General features: G+C 42.2%; 28 protein-coding genes and 2 pseudogenes. All 30 read left to right on the top strand.

What is annotated here, in order from left to right; translation table 11 throughout:
* Nucleotides 1-30: 30 nt before the first annotated feature.
* The 30 genes and pseudogenes from HT711_RS06070 (at nucleotide 31) to HT711_RS05930 (ending at nucleotide 21,808) form a co-directional block, all read left to right on the top strand.
* Nucleotides 31-573, top strand: a complete 543-nt coding sequence (locus HT711_RS06070; protein ID WP_173249854.1) for a site-specific integrase — start codon at nucleotides 31-33, stop codon at nucleotides 571-573.
* A gap of 458 nt (nucleotides 574-1,031) precedes the next feature.
* Complete coding sequence (locus HT711_RS06065) at nucleotides 1,032-1,358, top strand: HNH endonuclease (RefSeq protein WP_173249853.1); 327 nt, start codon at nucleotides 1,032-1,034, stop codon at nucleotides 1,356-1,358.
* Between the two features lie 140 nt (nucleotides 1,359-1,498).
* A complete protein-coding gene (locus HT711_RS06060; protein ID WP_049543896.1) occupies nucleotides 1,499-1,891 on the top strand; it encodes a P27 family phage terminase small subunit in 393 nt (130 codons plus the stop codon).
* Nucleotides 1,884-3,614, top strand: a complete 1,731-nt coding sequence (locus tag HT711_RS06055) for a terminase large subunit (protein ID WP_173249852.1) — start codon at nucleotides 1,884-1,886, stop codon at nucleotides 3,612-3,614. The genes HT711_RS06060 and HT711_RS06055 overlap by 8 nt, the downstream gene beginning before the upstream one ends.
* A gap of 21 nt (nucleotides 3,615-3,635) precedes the next feature.
* The gene (locus tag HT711_RS06050) at nucleotides 3,636-4,838 is read left to right on the top strand and encodes a phage portal protein (protein ID WP_173249851.1); all 1,203 of its coding nucleotides are present in this window, start codon (nucleotides 3,636-3,638) and stop codon (nucleotides 4,836-4,838) included.
* Nucleotides 4,822-5,397, top strand: a complete 576-nt coding sequence (locus HT711_RS06045) for an HK97 family phage prohead protease (RefSeq protein ID WP_173249850.1) — start codon at nucleotides 4,822-4,824, stop codon at nucleotides 5,395-5,397. The genes HT711_RS06050 and HT711_RS06045 overlap by 17 nt, the downstream gene beginning before the upstream one ends.
* Nucleotides 5,394-6,560, top strand: a complete 1,167-nt coding sequence (locus HT711_RS06040) for a phage major capsid protein (protein ID WP_173249849.1) — start codon at nucleotides 5,394-5,396, stop codon at nucleotides 6,558-6,560. Before HT711_RS06045 ends, HT711_RS06040 begins: the two co-directional genes overlap by 4 nt.
* Nucleotides 6,561-6,571: 11 nt before the next feature.
* On the top strand, nucleotides 6,572-6,841 hold the full coding sequence (locus HT711_RS06035) for a hypothetical protein (RefSeq protein ID WP_173249848.1): 270 nt from the start codon (nucleotides 6,572-6,574) through the stop codon (nucleotides 6,839-6,841).
* A gap of 2 nt (nucleotides 6,842-6,843) precedes the next feature.
* Nucleotides 6,844-7,095 carry a hypothetical protein gene (locus tag HT711_RS06030; RefSeq protein WP_173249847.1) on the top strand — a complete coding sequence of 84 codons (252 nt, stop codon included), beginning with the start codon at nucleotides 6,844-6,846 and terminating at the stop codon, nucleotides 7,093-7,095.
* Nucleotides 7,096-7,098: 3 nt separating this feature from the next.
* The gene (locus HT711_RS06025; protein WP_172934933.1) at nucleotides 7,099-7,401 is read left to right on the top strand and encodes a phage head closure protein; all 303 of its coding nucleotides are present in this window, start codon (nucleotides 7,099-7,101) and stop codon (nucleotides 7,399-7,401) included.
* Nucleotides 7,398-7,757, top strand: a complete 360-nt coding sequence (locus HT711_RS06020; protein WP_173249846.1) for an HK97 gp10 family phage protein — start codon at nucleotides 7,398-7,400, stop codon at nucleotides 7,755-7,757. Before HT711_RS06025 ends, HT711_RS06020 begins: the two co-directional genes overlap by 4 nt.
* On the top strand, nucleotides 7,754-8,077 hold the full coding sequence (locus HT711_RS06015) for a hypothetical protein (RefSeq protein WP_173249845.1): 324 nt from the start codon (nucleotides 7,754-7,756) through the stop codon (nucleotides 8,075-8,077). Before HT711_RS06020 ends, HT711_RS06015 begins: the two co-directional genes overlap by 4 nt.
* 11 nt (nucleotides 8,078-8,088) lie before the next feature.
* A complete protein-coding gene (locus HT711_RS06010; RefSeq protein ID WP_173249844.1) occupies nucleotides 8,089-8,670 on the top strand; it encodes a major tail protein in 582 nt (193 codons plus the stop codon).
* 10 nt (nucleotides 8,671-8,680) lie between these two features.
* Nucleotides 8,681-9,100 (top strand): hypothetical protein, encoded by a 420-nt coding sequence (locus HT711_RS06005; RefSeq protein ID WP_173249843.1) that lies wholly within the window; start codon nucleotides 8,681-8,683, stop codon nucleotides 9,098-9,100.
* A gap of 277 nt (nucleotides 9,101-9,377) precedes the next feature.
* On the top strand, nucleotides 9,378-12,203 hold the full coding sequence (locus tag HT711_RS06000) for a phage tail tape measure protein (protein ID WP_173249842.1): 2,826 nt from the start codon (nucleotides 9,378-9,380) through the stop codon (nucleotides 12,201-12,203).
* Nucleotides 12,200-12,922 carry a phage tail protein gene (locus HT711_RS05995; RefSeq protein ID WP_112445596.1) on the top strand — a complete coding sequence of 241 codons (723 nt, stop codon included), beginning with the start codon at nucleotides 12,200-12,202 and terminating at the stop codon, nucleotides 12,920-12,922. Before HT711_RS06000 ends, HT711_RS05995 begins: the two co-directional genes overlap by 4 nt.
* Nucleotides 12,922-14,760: a phage tail spike protein gene (locus tag HT711_RS05990; protein ID WP_173249841.1), complete on the top strand. Its 1,839-nt coding sequence runs from the start codon at nucleotides 12,922-12,924 to the stop codon at nucleotides 14,758-14,760. The genes HT711_RS05995 and HT711_RS05990 overlap by 1 nt, the downstream gene beginning before the upstream one ends.
* Nucleotides 14,757-15,554: a collagen-like protein gene (locus tag HT711_RS11420; RefSeq protein WP_275690474.1), complete on the top strand. Its 798-nt coding sequence runs from the start codon at nucleotides 14,757-14,759 to the stop codon at nucleotides 15,552-15,554. The genes HT711_RS05990 and HT711_RS11420 overlap by 4 nt, the downstream gene beginning before the upstream one ends.
* Nucleotides 15,555-15,562: 8 nt before the next feature.
* Nucleotides 15,563-15,964, top strand: coding sequence for a hypothetical protein (locus HT711_RS05980; RefSeq protein ID WP_173249840.1), 402 nt, complete (start codon nucleotides 15,563-15,565; stop codon nucleotides 15,962-15,964).
* A gap of 3 nt (nucleotides 15,965-15,967) precedes the next feature.
* Nucleotides 15,968-16,345, top strand: a pseudogene (locus HT711_RS11260) (gp58-like family protein); the annotation flags it as partial.
* A 189-nt stretch (nucleotides 16,346-16,534) separates the two neighbouring features.
* Nucleotides 16,535-17,419, top strand: a pseudogene (locus HT711_RS11255) (tail fiber domain-containing protein); the annotation flags it as partial.
* Complete coding sequence (locus HT711_RS05970) at nucleotides 17,412-17,618, top strand: hypothetical protein (RefSeq protein WP_173249838.1); 207 nt, start codon at nucleotides 17,412-17,414, stop codon at nucleotides 17,616-17,618. The pseudogene HT711_RS11255 and the gene HT711_RS05970, both read left to right, overlap by 8 nt.
* Nucleotides 17,619-17,717: 99 nt before the next feature.
* Nucleotides 17,718-18,206: a hypothetical protein gene (locus tag HT711_RS05965; protein ID WP_345890515.1), complete on the top strand. Its 489-nt coding sequence runs from the start codon at nucleotides 17,718-17,720 to the stop codon at nucleotides 18,204-18,206.
* Nucleotides 18,199-18,351, top strand: coding sequence for a hypothetical protein (locus HT711_RS05960; RefSeq protein ID WP_173249837.1), 153 nt, complete (start codon nucleotides 18,199-18,201; stop codon nucleotides 18,349-18,351). Before HT711_RS05965 ends, HT711_RS05960 begins: the two co-directional genes overlap by 8 nt.
* 10 nt (nucleotides 18,352-18,361) lie before the next feature.
* A complete protein-coding gene (locus HT711_RS05955) occupies nucleotides 18,362-18,799 on the top strand; it encodes a hypothetical protein (protein ID WP_173249836.1) in 438 nt (145 codons plus the stop codon).
* A gap of 13 nt (nucleotides 18,800-18,812) precedes the next feature.
* Entirely contained in the window at nucleotides 18,813-19,289 is a 477-nt protein-coding gene (locus HT711_RS05950) for a hypothetical protein (protein ID WP_050390741.1), read from the top strand.
* Nucleotides 19,290-19,295: 6 nt separating this feature from the next.
* Nucleotides 19,296-19,628: a hypothetical protein gene (locus tag HT711_RS05945; RefSeq protein WP_173249835.1), complete on the top strand. Its 333-nt coding sequence runs from the start codon at nucleotides 19,296-19,298 to the stop codon at nucleotides 19,626-19,628.
* A 5-nt stretch (nucleotides 19,629-19,633) separates the two neighbouring features.
* Nucleotides 19,634-20,503, top strand: coding sequence for a collagen-like protein (locus HT711_RS05940; protein WP_173249834.1), 870 nt, complete (start codon nucleotides 19,634-19,636; stop codon nucleotides 20,501-20,503).
* A gap of 13 nt (nucleotides 20,504-20,516) precedes the next feature.
* Nucleotides 20,517-20,852, top strand: coding sequence for a phage holin (locus tag HT711_RS05935; RefSeq protein WP_173249833.1), 336 nt, complete (start codon nucleotides 20,517-20,519; stop codon nucleotides 20,850-20,852).
* On the top strand, nucleotides 20,852-21,808 hold the full coding sequence (locus HT711_RS05930; RefSeq protein WP_173249832.1) for an N-acetylmuramoyl-L-alanine amidase family protein: 957 nt from the start codon (nucleotides 20,852-20,854) through the stop codon (nucleotides 21,806-21,808). Before HT711_RS05935 ends, HT711_RS05930 begins: the two co-directional genes overlap by 1 nt.
* Nucleotides 21,809-21,837 lie beyond the last annotated feature (29 nt).

Below are 21,837 nucleotides of genomic sequence, written 5' to 3'. Positions count from 1 at the left end.
GGCTTTTTGTTTTGTAGAAAGGAGGCAGTTATGGAATTTGTATCACCGATAAAAGAGAACGATGATATACAAGCTATGAAAGATTATCTCAGAGAATGGAATGAGATGTATTATATGCTATTCATCACAGGTCTGAATACTGGATTGAGAGTTGGAGATATCCTCACTTTAAAAGTTAAAGATGTTCAAGGCTGGCACATCAAGCTGAGAGAACGGAAGACTGGCAAGCAGATAACAAGGCGGATGACAAAAGAACTCAAGAAAGAAATGAGAAGATATGTCGAAGATAAACCATTCCATCATTTTCTATTCAAGAGTAGGCAAGGGAAAAATAAAGCAATCACTCGTGAGAGAGCCTATCAAATTATTCACGAGGCTGCTGAAGAGCTTGGCATTGATAATGTCGGCACACATACAATGCGCAAGACATTCGGCTATAAATATTACAACAAGACAAAGGACGTAGGGACATTACAGAAAATGTTCAATCACTCATCACCTGCAATAACCTTGAGATACATAGGGATAGAACAAGCAGAGCTTGATGATGCTTTACGGAACTTTGTCATTTAATTTTTTTAGATATTACTTTCACATAATGAGTTAAGCATAAACTGAAAAAATGAAACTCTTTAAAACCTATGATTAGTAAGGGTTTGAGATTTAGAGCGAGTTTAACAAAATATAAGATATGTGAAAGTGAGGGATAAAATTGGTATAGTTGAAGGATGGAACATTGAGATTATTTCTAGGATATCTAGTTGTTTATTTTTTTACCCTAATTATTTTAGTCATTTTTTTTGATCATACAAAAAGAGATGTATTAGACATCCTTGCTGAAGGACTGCGATTTATTTTTTTACCGTTCGTTTTTCTTTTTGTATTAGTCTATGATTTGATAAATAAAAGATGAGACAAAAGACATCTTGAAGTCTCACAAAAAAAGGTTTATTATGGTAGCATAGATTTCTTGTATGAGGAGGGGATAGGTCAAAGGTCTGTCCCTTTTGTTTTACAAAGGAGTATATATCATGCACAACAAACCAGTCAGACAAAGTTTGAAGACAAGGAAGTGGTACAAGTTTCGTGACAAGGTTATGAGACAACACGATTACCTTTGCCAAGAAAGTCTAAGATATGGCCAGTCAGTTCCAGCTGAAATGGTTCATCATATTTACCCAGTATCTGAGTACCCAGAGCTGGAGTATGTAACTTGGAATTGTTTGCCGCTGACCAACCGCAAACATAATACGTTCCATGACCGCAACAACGACAAGATAATCGGAAATGGAATTTATTGGCAGAAGAAAAGAAAAAAAGAATTTTTAAATTTTTTCAAAAACAAAAATGAAAAATGAAAAAAATTTTTGATCCCCCCCACTTCAAAAAATTTTTTTCGAAGTTTCTGGGAACCGGTGAAGGGAACTTTTTCCAAGTCGGGAGGCTTCAAACAAAAAAGGGGTAAAAACTAAGCGATTTTGACGAAAGGAGGTAGTTTTTGGCTAAACCAATTACAGCAAAGTCGATTAAGTCAAAAGTGGTCAAGCAGATGAAAGACTTGGGCACTTATCGGAAAGAGTTCGAAATGATCATCGACATTTTCGCAGGTATGTTATACCAGTATCAGAAACTTGCTCAAGATTATGCTGACTTGGGTTATCCAGTAACAGACACTTACGTCAATAAGGCTGGTGCCGAGAATGAGCGCAAAGTTCCAATATTGACAGCAATGGAAATTTTGAGGAAAGACATTCTCAGCTACTCTAATCAGTTGATGATGAATCCTAAGTCGCTCGGTGAGGTAGTAGAACAAGAGGGTGAGTCAGTTCTTACTGAGGTCCTGAAGTTCAAGAACGAAATCAAGAAGAAGCGAGTGACTGGCAATGGGTAATCTTGGCAAAGCGAAAGAGTATGCTCAGCACGTCATATCTCACAGAGAGGAACATTGCGAGGAGAACATTCTTGCAGCTGAACGTTTCTTGCGTGATCTTGAAAATCCTGAGTTTGAAATGGATGAGGATATCGTTGATTTCGTTGTTCACTTCATCGAAAACACGATAGTCCATCAGCAAGGCGATGATATGTTTGCGGTGTCTATCCGTAACAAGCCATTACTCTTGCAACCGTGGCAACATTTTGTAGTTGTGAACCTATTTGGATTTTACTACAAGGGTACAAATGAGCGCAGGTTCAAAGAAGCGCTTATCATGCTTGCTCGGAAGAATGGGAAAACCTCATTTACTGCTGCAATCGCACTTGCTTATCAGATATTAGACACAGACAGCGGTTCAAAATGCTACATCGTGGCCAACTCGGTCAAGCAAGCTATGGAAGCCTTTGGATTTTTGAAGTTCAATGTTGAGCGATGGAATGACAAGAACATCCGTATCAAGGACAACAACCAGGAACACTCAATCAGTGCTAACTTTGGTGATGAAGGTTCTTTCTTTATTCAAGCTCTGGCAAATGATGAGAGCCGTCTGGACGCTTTGAATGGAAACGTTGTTGTCATGGATGAAGCTCACACGATGAGGAACAGTAAGAAATATGGTCTTATGAAGAAAACAATGTCAGCATACCGAAACAGTATGCTTTTTGTTATCTCTACGGCTGGGGATATTCCTACAGGATTTCTTGCTAACCGTCTGAAATATTGTCAAAAGGTTCTCAAGCAATTGGTTAAGGATGATTCCTTGTTCATATTCATCTGCAAAGCTGACCAGACGACTGATGGAGACGTGGGCGATTACCTGGACGAGAATGTGCTTAAGAAAGCCAACCCATCGTGGGGTGTGACGGTATCGCTCAAGGCTCTCAAGGAAGAAGCAGAGCAGGCTATGAATGATCCTCAGACTCGAAACGAGTTTTTCAATAAGACCCTGAATATCTTCACTAACTCTATGAACGCTTATTTCAACCCTGATGAGTTCATTGCGTCGGATAGTTGCTACGATTGGAGTTTAGAAGAGCTGGCACGCTTGCCGATTCGTTGGTATGGTGGTGCGGACTTGTCAAGATTACATGACTTAACAGCTGCTGCTCTCTATGGTGTCTATAATGATGGTGAGAAAGATGTTGATATCTGTATCACACATGCTTTCTTTCCTCGGATTAATGCTCAGAAGAAGGCTAACGATGATGGGATTCCACTTTTTGGCTGGCAGTCCGATGGTTGGTTGACGATGAGCAACACTCCAACGGTTCTCTATGATGATATCGTCAAATGGTTCATCAGCATGCGTGAGCGTGGATTTAAAATCCAAGCTGTGGGGATGGATAGGAAGTTTGGTCGTGAGTTTTTGGCTAAGATGAAAAAGGCTAAGTTCAAGATGATTGACCAGCCTCAGTTATTCTATCTGAAATCTGAGGGGTTTAGACGGATTGAGTTCAAAGTCAAGAACAAGGAATTTTACTATCTTCATTCTGACGCTTATGAATACTGTGTGAGCAATGTTAGAGCAATTGAAAAGGTGGATGACGCTGTGCAATATGAAAAATTAGACGGAGACGGTGGTACTGCAAGGATTGACTTGTTTGATGCCAGCGTCTTTGCTTGTATACAGGCTCTTGCTAATCTTGGCAAGGGTGGCGATGTGATGAGATTCTTTGATTAGAGAGAAAGGAGGTGAGGAAACATGGGTATTTTTGAAAAGTTTTGGAAACGAAACAAACCAAGTAAGCCAATCAACATGCTGAGTCATTCAGATTTAGGGTTGTCAAACCTGATGGATTCGTATGTACCTTTGGCCAGAAATCCAGATGTGGTGACAGCGGTTAATAAGATTGCTGATTTGGTCTCTAATATGACCATCCACCTGATGGAGAATACAGATAAAGGTGATATCAGAATCCGTGATGGGCTTGCTAGAAAGATTGACATCAATCCCTGTGAACACATGACAAGGAAGTCATGGATTTTCAAGATTGTGCGTGATTTGCTCTTATATGGCGATGGGAACTCTGTCCTACATGTGGAATATGATCTTGTTACGGATTATATTTCTAATTTAAGACCATTTCCGATGAGAGAGGTTTCGTTCCAAACAGATAAGGATTCCTATGTAATCTCATTTAGGGGTGAAGAGTATTCCCCTGACGAAGTAGTCCACTTTGTCATCAATCCAGATCCAGATATTCCATACATTGGTACTGGTTTTAGGGTGACGTTGACAGATGTGGTTCAAAGTTTGAACATGGCTACTAAGACTAAAAAAAGCTTCATGAACGGTAAGAACATTCCTAGTCTTATCGTTAAAGTAGACTCGTCCAGTGCTGAACTAGATTCGGAGCAAGGGCGTGAGCGTATCGCTGAGAAGTATTTGAGTACTAGCAGGGTTGGCGCTCCATGGATTGTTCCAGAGGCATTACTGGACATCCAGCAGGTAAAACCGCTTAGTCTAACGGATATCGCTTTAAACGAGTCTGTGGAATTAGATAAAAGAACCGTTGCAGGGCTATTAGGAGTACCTGCTTTTATTTTGGGAGTGGGAGAGTTCAATAAGACAGAGTACAACAATTTTGTAAATACGACTGTCATGAGTATCGCTACTACCATAACCCAAACTCTAACAAGGGACTTGCTGGTATCCAGCAATCGTTACTTTAAATTAAATCCTCGTTCACTCTTCTCTTACAACATTACGGAGTTGTCTGCTGTTGCTCAACAAATGGCAAACAGTGCTGCAATGCGTCGGAATGAGTGGAGAGATTGGCTCGGAATGGCTCCTGATCCTGAAATGGAAGAGTTGATTGTTCTTGAAAACTTTCTTCCCCAAGAGAAACTAGGAGATCAAAACAAACTGAAAGGAGGTGAGGAAGAGAATGCAGAAACGGAATAGTTATCGTGCCACTCAATTTCAAACTAGGGAAGAAGACTCTGGTGATTTGATTTTGAGTGGCTACTTCATCAAGTTTGACGAGGAGACGGAATTGTGGCCAGGCTACTGTGAAGTTATTAAGCGTGCTGGAGTTGAAAAAGCTACCACAGACGCTGATATCAGAGCTTTATTTAACCATGATGATAGTCTTGTTCTCGGTCGAACAGGTAACGGAACTCTGACACTGGGTGTTGATGATGTCGGTCTTTTTGGGGATATCATCATTAACAAGGATGATCCTCAAGCTGTTGGAGCCTATGCCCGTGTCAAGCGTGGAGATGTTATTGGATGTAGCTTTGGCTTTATCCCGATAAAAATCGAAACAGAGGAACGTGAAGATGGTTCGTATCTGGACACTGTCTTAGAACTAAAAATCTTTGAAGTGAGCCCATGTACTTTCCCAGCCTATCCACAAACGGAAATTGCTGCACGACAAAAAGACTTCGAAAGTCAGAGCTGTGCTAATCGTGAAGCGCTAGACAAGCGCAAGAAAGAAATTAAGGAGAAATTTAAGCTATGAATAAGGCAATAATGTTTGGCGCTCGTATTCGAGCAAAAGCAACTAAGGTAGTTGAGTTGGAAGAAACTATCGAAGAATTAAACAAACGCTCAGTTGTCGAACTAGAGAAGTTGGATCGTGCTGAAACCGAGGAAGAAGTTTCAGCAGTTGAAAAGACTGTAGACGGTCTTCAAAAGGAAATTGAAGACAAAGAAGCTGAAAAAGCGCAGTTGGAAAAAGAAATTGACGAGTTGGAAAAACAAATCGAGGAGCAAAATCGAAAAGCGCCAACTCCAGGTAAAACGGAAAAACGAGGAGGAAAAACATTGGAACAACGTGAAGCATTTAACCATTACCTTCGAACAAAAGAAGTGCGTGCTGATGGTCTCAAATCTGCTGAAGGGGAAGCAATTATTCCTGTTGAATTGATGACGCCTAAAGAAGCGAAACAAGACAAGACAGATTTGACTTCATTGGTTAACATCGTTAATGTCAAGAACGCAAGCGGTAAATGGGCAGTTGTAAAATTGACTGATCAAACAATGAACACAGTTGAAGAGTTGGAAGAAAACCCTGAATTGGCTAAACCAACCTTCACAAAAGTTAACTATGAAATCAAGACACGTCGTGGTCATTTGCCAGTATCTCAAGAATTGATTGATGATGCTGACTACGATGTCATGGGATTGGTTGCTAAACAAGCTAAGAACCAAGAACGTATCACTAAGAATAAAGAAATCGCTAAAGTTCTCAAGACAGCTACAGCTAAAAGCGCAGCTGGTTTGGATGGCTTGAAAGATATTCTCAATGTGGAATTGAAACCGTACTACGATGCAACTATTGTATGTACCCAATCGATGTTTGCTGCTCTTGATAAAATCAAGGACAAGGACGGTCGCTACATGCTTCAAACAGACATCACATCTCCAACTGGCTACAAGTTCGCTGGTCGTGTAATCGATGTTTATCCTGATGATATTATTGGAGATGCTAAAGGTGAAATGAAAGCCTTCATCGGTGATGTCGGAGAATTTGCGACACTCTTTGACCGTGCTCAGACAACTGTCAAATGGCAAGATGATAAAATCTACGGTCAATATCTAGGAACTGCAAACCGTTTCGATGTTAAGAAAGTTGATGAAGCAGCAGGCTTCTATGTAACTTACACTGACGCTGTAGGGTAAGGAGGTAGCTGATGACTTATCAAGTAATCCGTCCTTTTAAGGATTTGAGAGACCCTCAACAATATGAATATCAAATTGGGGATATTTATCCCCGAACAGGATATAAGAGCACCAAGACCTTCATTCAAGAGTTGTTAGATGGGTCGAATAGTGCAGGATCTATCTTTTTGATGAATGTAGAAGATAAGGATATGTCGAAAGATGACACATTAACTACAGAAGTAGAAAAGGAAGAAACAAAGGTAGTAGATGAGAAACCTGAAGAGGGAGACGAGGAGTAGTTATGGACAATGCTCAATTATTAGAATTGCTTAAGCTAAAATTGGGTATAGCAACAAAACTACGCGATAAGCCCTTGGAGAAAATCATCGAAGCTGTCAAAACAGAACTAGAAGATAACTTAGGAGTTCTACTTGACTTAGACAGCCCAGAAGACCAAATGTTTGTAGTTGATTTTGCAGTCTTTCGCTATGAGGGTGGGGTGGATATGCCACGCCACCTTTTATGGCGATTGCATAATTTGAAATTGAGGTAAGTCATGGCGTGGAACAATGAAATTACACTAATTTCTAAGATTAAAACAGGACTAGATAAATTACACCAACCTCTATTTGAAGAAAAGCGGTTGACTATTTTGTGTCGTAAGCGTTCCATAACTCGTTCTGAATTTTATCAGGCTAGTCAGGTTGGACTTAGACCAAGCCTTATCCTTGATATTCATAGCTTTGAGTATAACAACGAGGAAGAAGCGGAATTTAATGGGAAACGGTATCGTATTCTTAAGACATTTCCGATTGGTTTAGAAATTCTGGAGCTGACCTTGATGGAGGAATTGCCATGAGTTTAACAGGTGACTTATCAGCAGAAATCGCTAAAGCGCTGAGCGAATATTCTAGTGAGTTAGAAGATGAGATTGACGTTATTGCACAAGAGTTAGGTGATGAAGCCGTTGCGACTTTGAAAGCGACAAGCCCAAAGAATAAAGGAAAGTATGGAAGAGGATGGCGCCTCAAGAAAAACGCCAAAGGCTCATACGTAATCCATAATGCTACAAGCTACCAATTGACACACCTGCTTGAAAATGACCATGTCTTAAGAAATGGAGGACGCAGTCGTGCTATCCCTCACATCAAACCTGTAGAAGAAAAGCTAATCAATTCCTTTGAACGGAAAGTAAAGGAGGCTATCCAAAAATGAAATTATCTGACCTTGTCGATATTCTAAGTCAAGCGAATCTACCTATAGCCTATCGTGCATTTGAAACTGGACACGTTCCTCAAACACCTTACCTTATCTACTTTGAATCACATCCAGATATCAAGAGAGCAGACGACGAACAGAAATACCAGATTAAATTTGTGACTGTAGAGCTTATCTTTGAACGTAAAGACGAAGATTTGGAAGAATCCTTGGAAGAGTTGTTGTCTAAATATCAACTTGTTTTTGAGGTATCAGAAGAAAGCTATATCCCAACAGAAAGGCTATCTGTCAAGCCTTATACTGTTTATTTGTACTAAAGGAGAAGAAGATGACAAAAACAGAAAATACAGTAACCTATGGATTGAAAAACGTGCATATCGCACCAATCGAAAGTATCAATAGTGAGACAAAAGTCATTAGCTACGGGCAAATTTTCCGTTTCCCTGGAGCTATGAATTTGGAGCTAGAACCAAAAGGAGAATCGAAAGCAATCCCAGCAGACGATGTGGACTACCACTTCATGAACTCAAATGAAGGGTATGAAGGGAAATTGAAAGTACCGCATATCACAGAAGAGTTTGCGACAAAAATCCTAGGAGAAATCAAGGATGATCAAACAGGAGTATTGACTGAAAAAGGCGATGCTTCAACTAAACCGTTTGCAATTATGTTTGAATTTTCAGGAGATCAAAATAAGACTCGTTACGTTCTCTACTACTGCTCTGCTAGTCGTCCATCAAACGGCTCTGCTACCAAGAGTGGAACAACTGTCAATGAACGTGAACTTAGCTTTAAGGGTTCACCACGTCCACTTGATAGCGTAGTGAAACGTTCGATTACGTCTGCAGACAAGAAAGAAGTGTATGAAGCTTGGTTTACTAGCGTTTATGAGCCAACATCTCTAGGATAAGGAGTAAAGAATGCGTCGAAGTATTAAAATCAGCAATAAGCGCTATGAGCTTGCAACAAATGCCTATACTCCAATCGCTTACAAGAATGAGTTTGGGCAGGATTTTTTCAAGGACCTTTTAGGACTTTTGAAAAATAAGCAATTGGTAGCTCAATTGAGCCAATTGGAAAAAGGTAATGATTTGGTAGCGGAAAGTGTCGATTTATCTCTTTTAGAAGATTTTGATATTACCTTTTTCTATCGTCTATTTTGGGTATTTGCTAAATCTGGCAATCCTAAAATTAAACCGTTTGATGATTTCTTTATGGAGATGGAAGAATTTCCTCTTGACGAAGTTTGTCCGCTAATGATGGAAATGTTGAATACGGTACTGCAAACAAAAAAGAAACAGACACATCAGAAACAGCAAGCGAAGAAGCCTTCACGGTAGAATCCTATCTATTTTGTTGCAAGGAAACTGGCTTATCTATCGATGATCTCAAGCACATTTCTATTGGGATGGCTTTAGATTATCAGACAGATTATGTCAATTTGCGTAGCGAAAATAAAACGGGTAGTCGGAAGGCTACCCAAGCTGATTTTGATGCATTTTAGAGAAAAAGCGAGTGCTGAGAGAGCGATTGTGAGGACAAGTTCCTTGAGTTGGCTAGTGTTCTGGTCATAGAAATCCTCTCTGCGCTCCTTATTTTTTAAGGAAAGGAGGAAATATGGCAGGAAATATCAAAGGGATAAAAATTGAAATCGATGGCGATACCCAGCCCTTACAAAAAGCGTTAAAAGGTGTCAATCAAGAGTCTGCTAACGCAACAAAAGAGCTGAGACAAATTGATAATGCTCTTAAATTTGATACTGGGAATGTTACCTTACTAACCCAAAAGCAAGAAGTTTTACAGAAGCAAGTCGGAACCACTCGGGAAAAACTAGAAACTTTAAGACAAGCTCAATCTCAAGTTGAGGAGCAGTTCAAAAAAGGAGATATTGGCGCAGATCAGTATCGTGCTTTCCAGCGTGAAGTAGAAGTAACTCAAAACGTCCTGAAAGGATATGAGGGAAAACTAGCTAGCGTCAATCAGGCCCTTGAAGGAAACGGGAATGCAACCAAGAATAACCAAACTCAACTGAAAGAATTGCAGAATGAGCAAAAACTACTTGCCAGCGAATCTGAAAAAGTAGTTAGTTCGTTTAAGCTACAAGAAAGTCAGATGGGTGCCAACGCTAGTGAAGCTGATAAGTTGGCATTGGCTGAAAAGAAGATTGGTGCACAGTCTGAAATTGTCTCTCGTCAAATTGAAAACCTTGAAAAGCAGTTAGAAATCACTAAAAAAGAATATGGTGAAAACTCAGCCGAAGCTAACAAGATGGAATCAGAGCTGAATAATGCCAAGACTGCTTTTAACAATCTCAACGATGAGATGAAGGGGACTAAGTCTGTAGCGGATAGCGCACAAGAAAGCTTGGGTGAGATAGCTAAAGCTGCAAGAGCTGAACTACTCCAACAGTTTAGTGAGAAGTTGGGTGATATTTCAGAAAAACTTGTTGACGTTGGGAAAGAAGCTATTGAAGCTGCTGCTTCAATGCAAGCAAGTAATGCCCAATTTAGTACAGTTTTTGGGGATATGGAAGGTCAAGCTAGAGAGGCTCTTAATAATATTGGGAAAGAAATGTCTATTGTACCAGAACGATTACAAGGAAGTTTCACCCAAATGGCCTCCTTTGCAAAAACATCTGGTTTAGATACAGCTCAAGCCTTAGATTTATCTACTAGGGCAACTAAGGCAGCGGCAGATGGTGCTGCTTTTTACGACAAATCTATTGAAAGTGTTACTGAGAGCCTTCAATCATTTCTTAAAGGAAATTTTGCCAACGATGCGGCTTTGGGGATATCTGCAACAGAAACAACTCGTAATGCGGCAGCAAACAAACTATATGGCAAGTCATTCAAGGATTTGAGTGAAGCACAAAAGCAATTAACTTTGCTTCAAATGGTTGAAGACGGGAATGAACTTTCTGGGGCACTTGGTCAAGCTGCAAGAGAATCTGACGGCTTAGAAAACGTCATGGGAAACCTAAAACAATCTGGAACTAATGCCTTGGCTGCATTAGGTCAGCCTCTTTTGGAAATGTTGATTCCTGTTTTTCAAACTTTAGGAGACATCATAAAAGGTGTGGCAGATTGGTTTGGTACTTTACCTGGTCCGATTAAAGAATTTATAGTAATCATAGGAGCTGTAGTTACCGCAGTAGGAGTTTTAGCACCGATATTCTTGACCATGCAGGCCGCCGCAACAGCTCTTGGACTTTCAATAGGAGGCATGATTGCCGCCGCCTTACCAATCATTGCTACAGCAGCTGCAATAGCGGCCGCAGTGGCAGCGGTCGTTGTCATTTTAAAATACTTATGGGAAACGAATGAAGGATTTCGTAACGCCGTCACAGTTGTGTGGGAGGCTATTTCATCTGTCATTAATACTGTTGTAGGTGAAATTTCAAATTTCATCATGAGTATTTTTGGAACGGTTGTAACTTGGTGGACTGAAAACCAAGAGCTGATTCGTTCCATTACAGACGCAGTCTGGACTGGCATTTCCGCTATCATTAGCGCTGCTATGACTGTTCTAGGTCCACTTATAGAAGGAGGATGGAACACCATTCAGACTATCACGTCTACAGTTTGGGAAGTGATTAAAACGGTAGTTGAAACAGCCATCAACGTTGTTTTGGGTATTATCAAGGCAGTGATGCAGATCATTACTGGTGACTGGTCGGGCGCTTGGGAAACCATCAAGAGTGTTGGAGAAACAATCTGGAATGGGATTGCAAGTGTCATTGGGACTATCTTTAATGGCATAGCGCAGCTATTGTCTAACATCTGGAACACCATCTCAACGGTTGCTTCAAATGTTTGGAACGGCATCAAGTCCACTCTCTCAGGAATATTTGATGGTATTTCAAGTTCGGTCTCAAGTGTCTTTAACGGTATAAGAGATACGATTAGCAATATCTGGAATAGTATTCAATCAACCGCAAGTAGCATTTGGAACGGTATTAAAGATACAATTGGCAATGCTATTAACGGGGCTAAGGATTTAGTTGGTAGTGCAATTGAAGCTATTAAGGGATTCTTTAACTTTGAATTTAGATGGCCTCATATCCCTCTACCACACTTTAGTATTTCAGGCTCTCTTAACCCAGTTGACTGGTTGAGTAACGGGTTGCCGAGTATTGGCGTAGAGTGGTATGCCAAGGGTGGTATCTTGACCAAGCCGACTGTTTTCGGTTCAAACGGAAATAGTTTGATGGTTGGTGGAGAGGCTGGGAACGAGGCTGTCTTACCACTGAACGAAAGAACCTTGGGAGCTATCGGTCGTGGAATTGCTCAAACTATGGGAGGTCTGTCTCCTGTTATCAATGTCAGCATTAGCGGAAATAACATCAGTGAAGAGATGGATATCAACCGTATTGCTGACGTTGTCGCTCAAAAGATTGCGGATGAACTGCAACGAAAAACACAGCTTAGAGGAGGGCTTATATGATCAAACATAATGAATTGGTGATTGATGGTGTAGCAACCTCCTCCTTTCCTTTTGATGTGATTGTAGAAGAAGCGCCAGCCATCGTGATTGCCAATAGCAAGACAAAACTATGGGAGCATGATGGGATTAGCGGAGCAATCCTACAAACCAATCATCATAGAGGGATGGTTGAGAAATCCTATACGCTTCACTTAGTCAAACCAAAAGAAGAGGACTTGAACCGTTTTCTGGCTCTCTTTGCAAGAGAGAATTTTTGGCTTGAAAGTGAACGTGTCAAGACTACTAAGATGTGGTGTTACAAGGTAAAGATTTCTGAGACTATTAGAAGCCGTGCAGGGTATTATGCACTTAAAGTTACATTTGAGTGTCACCCTACAAAGTTTTTTAAAGCCACGGACAATCAGACCTTTTCAAGAAGTGGCACTTTAAGAACTAAAGGCTCTGCTTTGGCTTTTCCGACAATTACTATAACTGGCCAGAGTACGACTGAGGTTAGTTTCACAGTGGACAGACAGGTCATCCGATTAGAAAGACTGTCTGGAAGAGCTATCATGGTAAATAACCCTAACAATCCTAGTTTCTTGGACGGAACAGGTTCCAGAATTAAGTGGACAGGGGATTTTATCACGATTGACCCCATCAAAAAACAAGATGTTGGGATTGTCTTAGGTGCTGGTATCAGTTCCATGACGATTGAAACTGTATGGGGGTGGGCATAATGCTATATTTACTTGAAAGCGATACTCGTAATGTTAAATGGAATGGCATTCCACTGCATGAAGCGACTTCAGCTATCATCAAAGAGCAAATGAACGGGGATTTTACCCTTACTGTTCGCTACCCTATCACCGACTCTGAGATTTATCAGCTTTTCCGTGAAGATATGTTGATAAAGGCACCAGCTCCTGTGATTGGGCCTCAGTTGTTCCGTATCAAGAAGCCAGTAGAGAATGATGATCATTTAGAAATCACTGCTTACCACATCACTGATGACATCATGCAGCGGTCTATCAATCCGCTGTCTGTTAATAAGCAGAGTTGTTGGCAGGCTCTTTCTCAATTGGTACAAGTTGCTAAGTCTCCTATTAATGATTTTTCATTTACCAGTGATATCACGGACAGGCGGACCATCAACACGAAAGAAGTAGAAACACTCTACAGCGTGTTAATGGATGGTGCTCACTCAATTGTGGGAACATGGGAAGGAGAGATGGTTCGGGAAAATTTTGCTATCTCAATTAAGCGAAATCGAGGAGAGGACAGAGGTGTTATCATCTCTACTCACAAAAACCTTAAATCCTATCAACGAACCAAAAACTCACAAAATGTTGTTACTCGGATTCACGCCAAGTCTACATTTAAGGCAGAGGGTGCCAAGGAAGATACAACGATTGCCATAACGGTTGATAGTCCCTTAATTGGTGCCTACCCTTACATCAACGAAAGAAGTTATACAAATAATAACATTCAGACCGTTGAGGAGTTGACAAAGTGGGCTAGCGCTAAATTTACTAATGAACACATAGATAAGGCTACAGATGCCATTAAAATTGAAGCCTATGAACTTGATGGGCAAACTGTTCACATGGGCGATACGGTTAATCTGAAAAGCTATAAGCATAATGTGGACGTTTATAAGAAAGCAATTGCCTATGAGTATGACTGTTTAGCAAACAATGGACAGGGAGCCTATCTAACCATTACCTTTGATGATAAAGTGAAATCAGGAGGGAATGGTGGTGGATTATCAGCAGTAGCAAACGCAATCTTGGACAAGCAAGAGACACAATTTGACATCATGCTGGAGCGTGCGATAGCCAACGCTGACCGTGCGTTTGACGCTGAATTTGCCAAGCGTGAGAAAGCCATCACGGATGCTATTGAGCAGTACAAGGCTAAAGCCGAAGAAATGGGCGCCAAGATCCATGAAGAAATGGAAAAAGAGCGTCCTGAGTTAGTGAAGCTAATCCGTGAAGAGTTGATGAGTGGCGCTGACTCAATCGCTGAATTAAGTAAGAAACTGGAACAGGTCAGCGAGACTGCAAGGGTCAATGCTAGTCTGATTGGTGGGGACGGAAATACCCAGTACAATAAGAACCGCCTCAATGGTGGCACGGCCAAGAAAATCAGTTATGGAACGGATTTCGTGGAAGTAGGTCACAATGGCGAGGGCTTTGAACTTGGTAAGAAATACGTTATCAGCTGGTCAGCAACCTGCACGCCTTACGGTAAAACTGATGTGACTGTTGTAGTCAATAAGAATCCGTTTTATGGTGGACACGTTCATCTTGCGCCTGCTAATACGGTCATGCCAGCGATTGATAAAGACCTTGTTCAGAAAGAGGAGCAGGTCTTGGCAGTCTACTACGGTGCCTATCGTCTGACCTTTTCAGGCGACTGGTATCAGAACGTAGAGCAGTCTGTGACGATTGACAATCAGACAAGACGGATTGAACTAGCGCCAGTCTACAGGACGGTTGCGGACGGACAAAATGCTAGATATGAGGGAAATTGGAGTGAGAACCCAATTTTTATTTTTGATGGAGGTAGAACATGACAGAGACAATCCCAGTAAGGGTACAACACAAGCGTATGTCAGCGAGTGACTGGGCAAGTAGCACTCTGGTCTTACTTGATGGCGAGTTGGGAATTGAGAGCGACACTGGTAAGGTCAAGGTCGGAAATGGCCGTGACCGATTCTCAGCCCTGCAGTATTTAACTGGTCCCAAAGGTGACCGTGGAGAACGTGGCGAGACAGGACCGCAAGGAGCAGACGGTGTTGTACGGTTTGAAGGTTCGGCAGCAGAGCGTGCTTTGGCGGAATACGCTAAAAAAGCTGAAATCCCAATTTATCGAATCGCTAAAGGAGACATTCCTGGAGGTGGTGTAGGTGTTAATGCCACGATAACAACAAATAACATTATGAACCCTGACGGTATCAAGGTTGGGGATATCATTGAAGATTACTGGAACAGTGTATCAAGTGTCAATCAAGGTTTTTGGAAGGTAACAGCTGTTAATGGGACTAATGTATCTGTTCAAGGGATTGGTACCAGAGATTTCCCAACACCGTACAACGATAATGAATTGAAGCGCAGGGTTACAGCTCTTGAGAATCGTCCTACATTTGACACCTTGACAGAGACACAACGAAATAGCTTGCGAGGTCCAGCAGGAGCTAAAGGAGCAACGGGTCCAGCAGGTCCCAGAGGTGCTGATGGAGCACCTGGCCAAAACATCGTCAATCAAAACGGTGGACAACCTATGAAGTATTGGGCTGGCACACGGTCTCAATATGACGCGATTTCTAACAAGGATAGTAATACTATCTACGATATCTATAAAACATAGGAGGTAGTATGGCTAGAGAAGGAATTTATGTGGGTGGTAAGGAAGTTGTTGAAAGATATATAGGAGATAAGCTAATCTGGAAAAAATACAGATTTCGAATTGTAAATGCTTTGTCATTGACTATATCAAATATTAACTATCAGTCAGCTGCTTTAGATTGCCGTACTCGATTCTTGTACCGATATGAAGGATTAAAATCAGGGTACTACTATTTGAGAATAGAAGAAAAGTTTGTTAAGGTATATGCTTATAATTTATCAACACCTAGTCCATCTTTTATGTTTTTACTAGGTCAAAATGAAGATGCAGGAGTAGATGAATCAAGCAAGCGTCAAGCTTTATCTGATTTGACACGAAATTGGTTTAAAAATGATTATAAAGATATTGTTTTATATGACAGAATGAGGTAACACATGGACATAACCATTCAAAACGTTCGTTCGCCTGCTCTTGAGAATAATGGGCGGTATTATAAGGTCTTTCAGCCACGGACACGAGATGAACTGCTGAAACTCCATCATATGGGCTGTGTGGGTGACACGGTGCTGACGGATATCCAACTGGAGCAAGGAGATTTTCCGACTAGCTTTGTGGAGCCTACTGTCACACAACGCACCTTGTCAGGTCTCTTCAAGGATATGCGTTCTATTGAACTGGAATTGAGAGACCCAAACAGCACCCTGTGGGGCAAAATCCAGCAGAACAATCAAGGGGCGCTGACTCAGTTCTTTGATACGAATGTCAAGAGCGCCATCGCTCAGACGGCTAGAGAAATCAGGCAGGAAGTGCGAGACGCTGCTAACAGTGCGAGGGTTCAAGTGACGCCTGAAGGTGTGACCATCGGCTCAACTACCTTGACGGGCGAGCAGTTAGCCTCTACCATTTCCGCAAGTCCGAGAGGGGTTGATATCATCGCTCCACGGGTTAGAGTACAGTCGGATATGTTGGTAGATGGTGCTGTAACAGCTAGAAAAATGGCTGCTGGTTCTGTCACTGCTGACCATATCCAAGCAGGTGCCATCACAGGCGATAAAATCAGCGTAGACGATGCCCTGATTCGGAACCTGACCGCTAGAGATGCCTTGATTGACAAGCTGACATCTAAGGAAATCTTCACAACCAAGATTGAATCTGTTGTATCTAGCTCAACCTTCTTACAAGCCTACCAAGGTGAAATTGGAGGTTTCACTTTAGGGCAGTTTGATAATGGAGGCGGTCGCTGGATTTCTGGAGTAAACCAATTCTCAGTTGGTATGGGTAATGGTGCTGGTTATGGTACTAAGACAGCTTTCTGGGCTAATTGGGGCGATAACTGGAACCAAGCAGGACCGAACTCTTGGCATGTAGACACAGATGGACAGATGTATTGTAAGAATACAGTTAGCTTCTATGGTAAAGTTGACTTTTCTGGCTCTACAACCGTTAATTTCTACAGCAAGATTAATGCTAATAAAGGTATCTGGACAGGAAATGCAGATATTTATGGTGCTGGGTCAAATCCAGCTGGCGGAGAGAATGCCGTCGTCTGGTGGAATCAAATCACTACAGCAAAATGGAGAGGCTATGCTGGTATTACTTCGAGTTCAGATAGACGTTTGAAAGAGAACATCACGGACACAGCTGTAAAAGCCTTGGATAAAATCAACCAACTGAACATGGTCGCATTTGATTTCATCGAGAGCCAGAAACATGAAGAAATTGGTTTGATTGCGCAGGAAGCACAAGAGGTAGTCCCTCATGCAGTTGAAACAGATGAAGTAACATCTTATCTGTCTATCAACTATTCAAAATTCGTCCCCTACTTGCTGAAGGCTGTCCAAGAACTAGACCAGAAAATTAAAGAAATGGAGAACACACATGGATAATAACACAATCGACAAGCTAGTCGCTGAGTTACTCGTTAACCGTTTGGCAGAAGGCGAATTGGGTAGTGCTCATTTAGAGGCACGTTATACGCTGACTTTAGCTGAATTACAGGGCTTTAAAGCCGTGCTGGAATATGAACCAGCACTAAAAGAACTATTTGACGAAACGCAAGCAAAAATGAAAGGAACTAACAAATGACTTACAAATTAACAGGAAGCCCGATTTTAAAGGGGGGAGAAGAATGTCACAATCGTAACGATTGAGAAAGAAGAACCTGGGCGCTACAGCTATGAGCGTGTGGAATTGCCAGGCAATCGCACGCATGATAATGAAGATGTTTTGGTTCAAGCCGTTTTAGATTTTATTAGAACGGAACTTGACCCTACTAGTGCCATTGTCAAGAACCAAGAACAATTGGCTAAGACAACGGAAGCGCTGGAGAGAGCCAACCAGCTCATGGATGGCATGCAGAAGGTCAATCTCCAGAATGCTCAGGATATTGAGGATATCTTAGCACGATTGGAAGAGCTGGAAACTCAAGGAGAGACTGACCAGGGGGAGAAAGAGGAGGCAGACGGGGCAGCCCCTCAGGCTACGGACACAGAAAACCAAGCTGATGAACCAGCACCAGCGCAACCAACTACTGAACAACCAGTAGCAGAAGCGCCTATCCAACCTGCACCAGCAGTAGAACAACCAACAGAAAGCGAGACAGAACATGAAATTCCTACACCGACAAGCGAAGCGAGCACTAGTGAAAACAATGGAGGTAGCAACAATGAGTAAGATTACACTAGACCAAGCAAAAATCGACATGTACATCAACCTACTGGAACGTAAAGCAGTTGATTTTTCGTGGGTACATAAACGCTGGAAAGACCGTGTGCGCAAGGAATTGAAGCGACGTGGTTTGAGCCATCTGGCAAACTAGCGAGGTGCTTATGGACGTCTTACAACAAACAGAACATTTCTTCATGAACGTGCTATCAGCAGCTTCACCGATTATTATAGCTTGGCTCAGCTACAAATTGCCGAAGAAATCAAAGGAACAGACAGACCAAATCATTTCAGAGTTGAGCGAAGTCAAGAAACAGATCAAAGATGTCCAGACTACTGCTAAAGATAGCAATTCCAAAATCGATGAAGTACAGGAAAAGCTAAAAGTGCACGACGAGGCGCATCTAAATACCATGAAGTTGCGCCTTGACCGTGATATGCGACGGGCTATTCGTAGAGGGTTCACTTCAAAAGACGAATTTTCACTAGTGGAAAGTCTGCACAAAAGCTACAAGGTTTTAGGAGGTAATGGCTACATAGACCGCTTATTCAACGATTTTGAAAAATTGGAGATTAAGGAAGACATCTTAGTAGATGATTAGAAAGAGGTGCAGAATGGTCTGTAATCTCAATATGACCAATCTCGCACAGATTGACGGTGGGCACCTGATTAAGCAAGGGGACTTGGCTTCTACCTTTGGTTTTGCCCTCTTAGACGAAGACTACCAAGTGATTTCCTCTCTGGAAGGGGAGGAGGCTCTGATCAGTCTGACCAAGGAGGGCTATCAGTGGAAGAAGCAGGTAGCTGTTACCAGTCAAGGTGTGAGTTTCCATCTGGACGCTATCTTGCCCATTGGGAGTTATCGCTTGGAAATCACGGCTGGAGGCTATGTTTTCCCCAGTGATAAATCTGTCCATATCAAGATAGTCGCCTCAGATAAAGAATTGGTCACAGAAGAAGTCCATGCTTTAAAGGAGCTGGATATTGCAAAAGAAGTTGAGAAACAGCTTGCAGGTAGAACTGTAGGCGAGAGCCCAGTAGGTCAGGAATTGCCAGACCTGCTCTTTTATTACAATTTAGGAAAGGTGTAATACAAAATGGATACTACAAAATTAACGGCATTCGCACAAGCAGTCGGAGAAGATATCAAGGAAGTGAAGCAAAGCGTCAGCACTAAAGTAGAAACTTCAGCAATGACGCAAGCTATCTCACAAGCAGTTACTCAAGCTAAAACGGAAGTTAAGGCTGAAATTTTAGGCGAAGGAACGCCTGAGAACCTTGATACGCTGAAAGAAATCGCAGAAAAAATCACAAGTATGGGACAAGATGAAAATAGCGCACTTCTTGGCAAAGTAACTGAAGTCAGCGGACGTGTAGACCAGATTGCCAATGTTGACTTGGTAGCGACTTACAACGCAGCGAAAGCGTGAGTGCTATGAGTAACCTTGAAAATCTAGCAACAGCTATTGGTAGGGATGTCAAGGCAATCAAAGAAGATTCAGAGTTAAAGGATAGGGAAGTCCAGGAAAGACTGGGCTCCCTTGAGAGTAGACCGAGAGTCAATCCAGAAACCCTCGTTACAAAAGCGGAGCTGGAAGAGAAAGGCTACTTGACCTCCCACCAAGACTTGTCTACTTACGCTCAAAAATGGGAGTTGTACAATGATATCCCCATCAAGGCTAGGATTTCCGCCTTGGAAAATCGCCCGTCATTTGATAATCTGACCTCCAGCCAGAGAGAAAGCTTAAAAGGGGAAAATGGGCATAGCTTAAATGCCAGTGTTCGTATTGAGGGTTCTTATAAGAATGGCTCTACTAGCCAATTGAATCTGTTTGCGGATGTATTCTACGATGGCGAAGCAGTCACGAGTGGCTATACTCTTGATTACTACTACAGAGGTTTTGGGAATAATAGCTGGGGTGTTTTGAGAAATCAAACGCCGGATGCAAATGGTAAATTTGGTCAGTGGAACGCTACTCAGCGCTCTGGTGGCTGGTTCGAAGTCCGCATTGAAGTGAATTACAGAGGTTTAAAAGCCTCTGCTTTCACTCATTTGGATAATATCAACGATGGCGAACGAGGAGCGACGGGAGAACGTGGTCCGCAGGGTGTCCAAGGCGAAAGAGGGCAACAAGGACTGCAGGGCATTCAAGGGCCTAGAGGAGCAGATGGTGCGCCCGGCCAAAACATCATCAACCAAAACGGTGGGCAAGCCTTGAAATATTGGGTTGGTACAAAGGCTCAATATGAAGCTATCAGAACGAAAGACCCCAATACTATCTATGATGTGTATGAACCAAGATAGAAAGGAAAAACATATGACACAATTTAATGAATTTATCATCGCTTTTGCGACAGGCTTTTTAGCAGTAGCAATAGGCGGTATTGTAAAGGCAGTGAAAGACTATCTTTTGCGTAAAGGCGGAGAGAAAGCGGTGATCATCGCTGAAATCCTAGCCAAGAACGCAGTTCATGCCGTGGAGCAGGTAGCTACTGAAACTGGCTACAAGGGCGATGAAAAACTGGCACAGGCTCGCGCTAAAATCCGTGCAGAGCTGCTCAAATATAACATCAGCATGACCGACAAGGGCTTGGATACCTTTGTAGAGTCAGCCGTTAAGCAGATGAATGACGCTTGGAAAGGACAAGAGTAATGGATATCGATACAAGCAGACTACGTACAGGCTTGCCACAAGTCGGAGTGCAACCTTATAGACAAGTACATGCTCACTCAACAGGCAACCGCAACTCAACCGCTCAGAATGAGGCGGACTACCACTATAGAAAGAACCCTGAACTTGGCTTCTTTTCTCACGTAGTCGGTAATGGTCGTGTTATGCAGGTAGGCCCTGTAAATAACGGATCTTGGGACGTTGGTGGTGGTTGGAATGCTGAGACCTATGCAGCGGTTGAATTGATTGAAAGCCATTCAACTAAAGAAGAGTTCATGACAGACTACCGTCTCTATATCGAACTCTTACGAAATCTGGCAGATGAAGCAGGATTGCCGAAAACGCTTGATACAGATGACTTGGCAGGTATCAAAACGCATGAATACTGTACTAATAACCAGCCCGACAACCATTCAGATCACGTTGACCCGTATCCATATCTTGCCAAATGGGGCATTAGCCGTGAACAGTTCAAGCAGGATATTGAAAGTGGCTTGACAATTGAAACAGGTTGGAAGAAGAACGATATAGGCTATTGGTATGTACACTCAGACGGCTCTTATCCAAAAGATAAGTTTGAGAAGGTCAACGGCACTTGGTATTACTTCGACGGCTCAGGCTACATGCTTGCGAACCGCTGGAAGAAGCACACAGACGGCAACTGGTACTGGTTTGATAACTCAGGCGAAATGGCGACAGGCTGGAAGAAAATCGCTGAGAAGTGGTATTATTTCGACGTAGAGGGCGCTATGAAGACAGGATGGGTCAAGTACAAGGATACTTGGTACTACTTAGACGCTAAAGAAGGCGCTATGGTATCAAACGCCTTCGTCCAGTCCGCAGACGGAACAGGCTGGTACTACCTCAAACCAGACGGAACAATGGCAGACAAGCCAGAATTCACAGTAGAGCCAGATGGCTTGATTACAGTTAAATAAATAGAAAGGAAACTTTCTAAATTGTTCTT

Origin of the sequence: Streptococcus sp. 1032, from assembly GCF_013277015.1 — a bacterium.
Classification (GTDB): Bacteria; Bacillota; Bacilli; order Lactobacillales; family Streptococcaceae; genus Streptococcus.
This window is presented reverse-complemented; position numbering and strand designations above follow the sequence as displayed.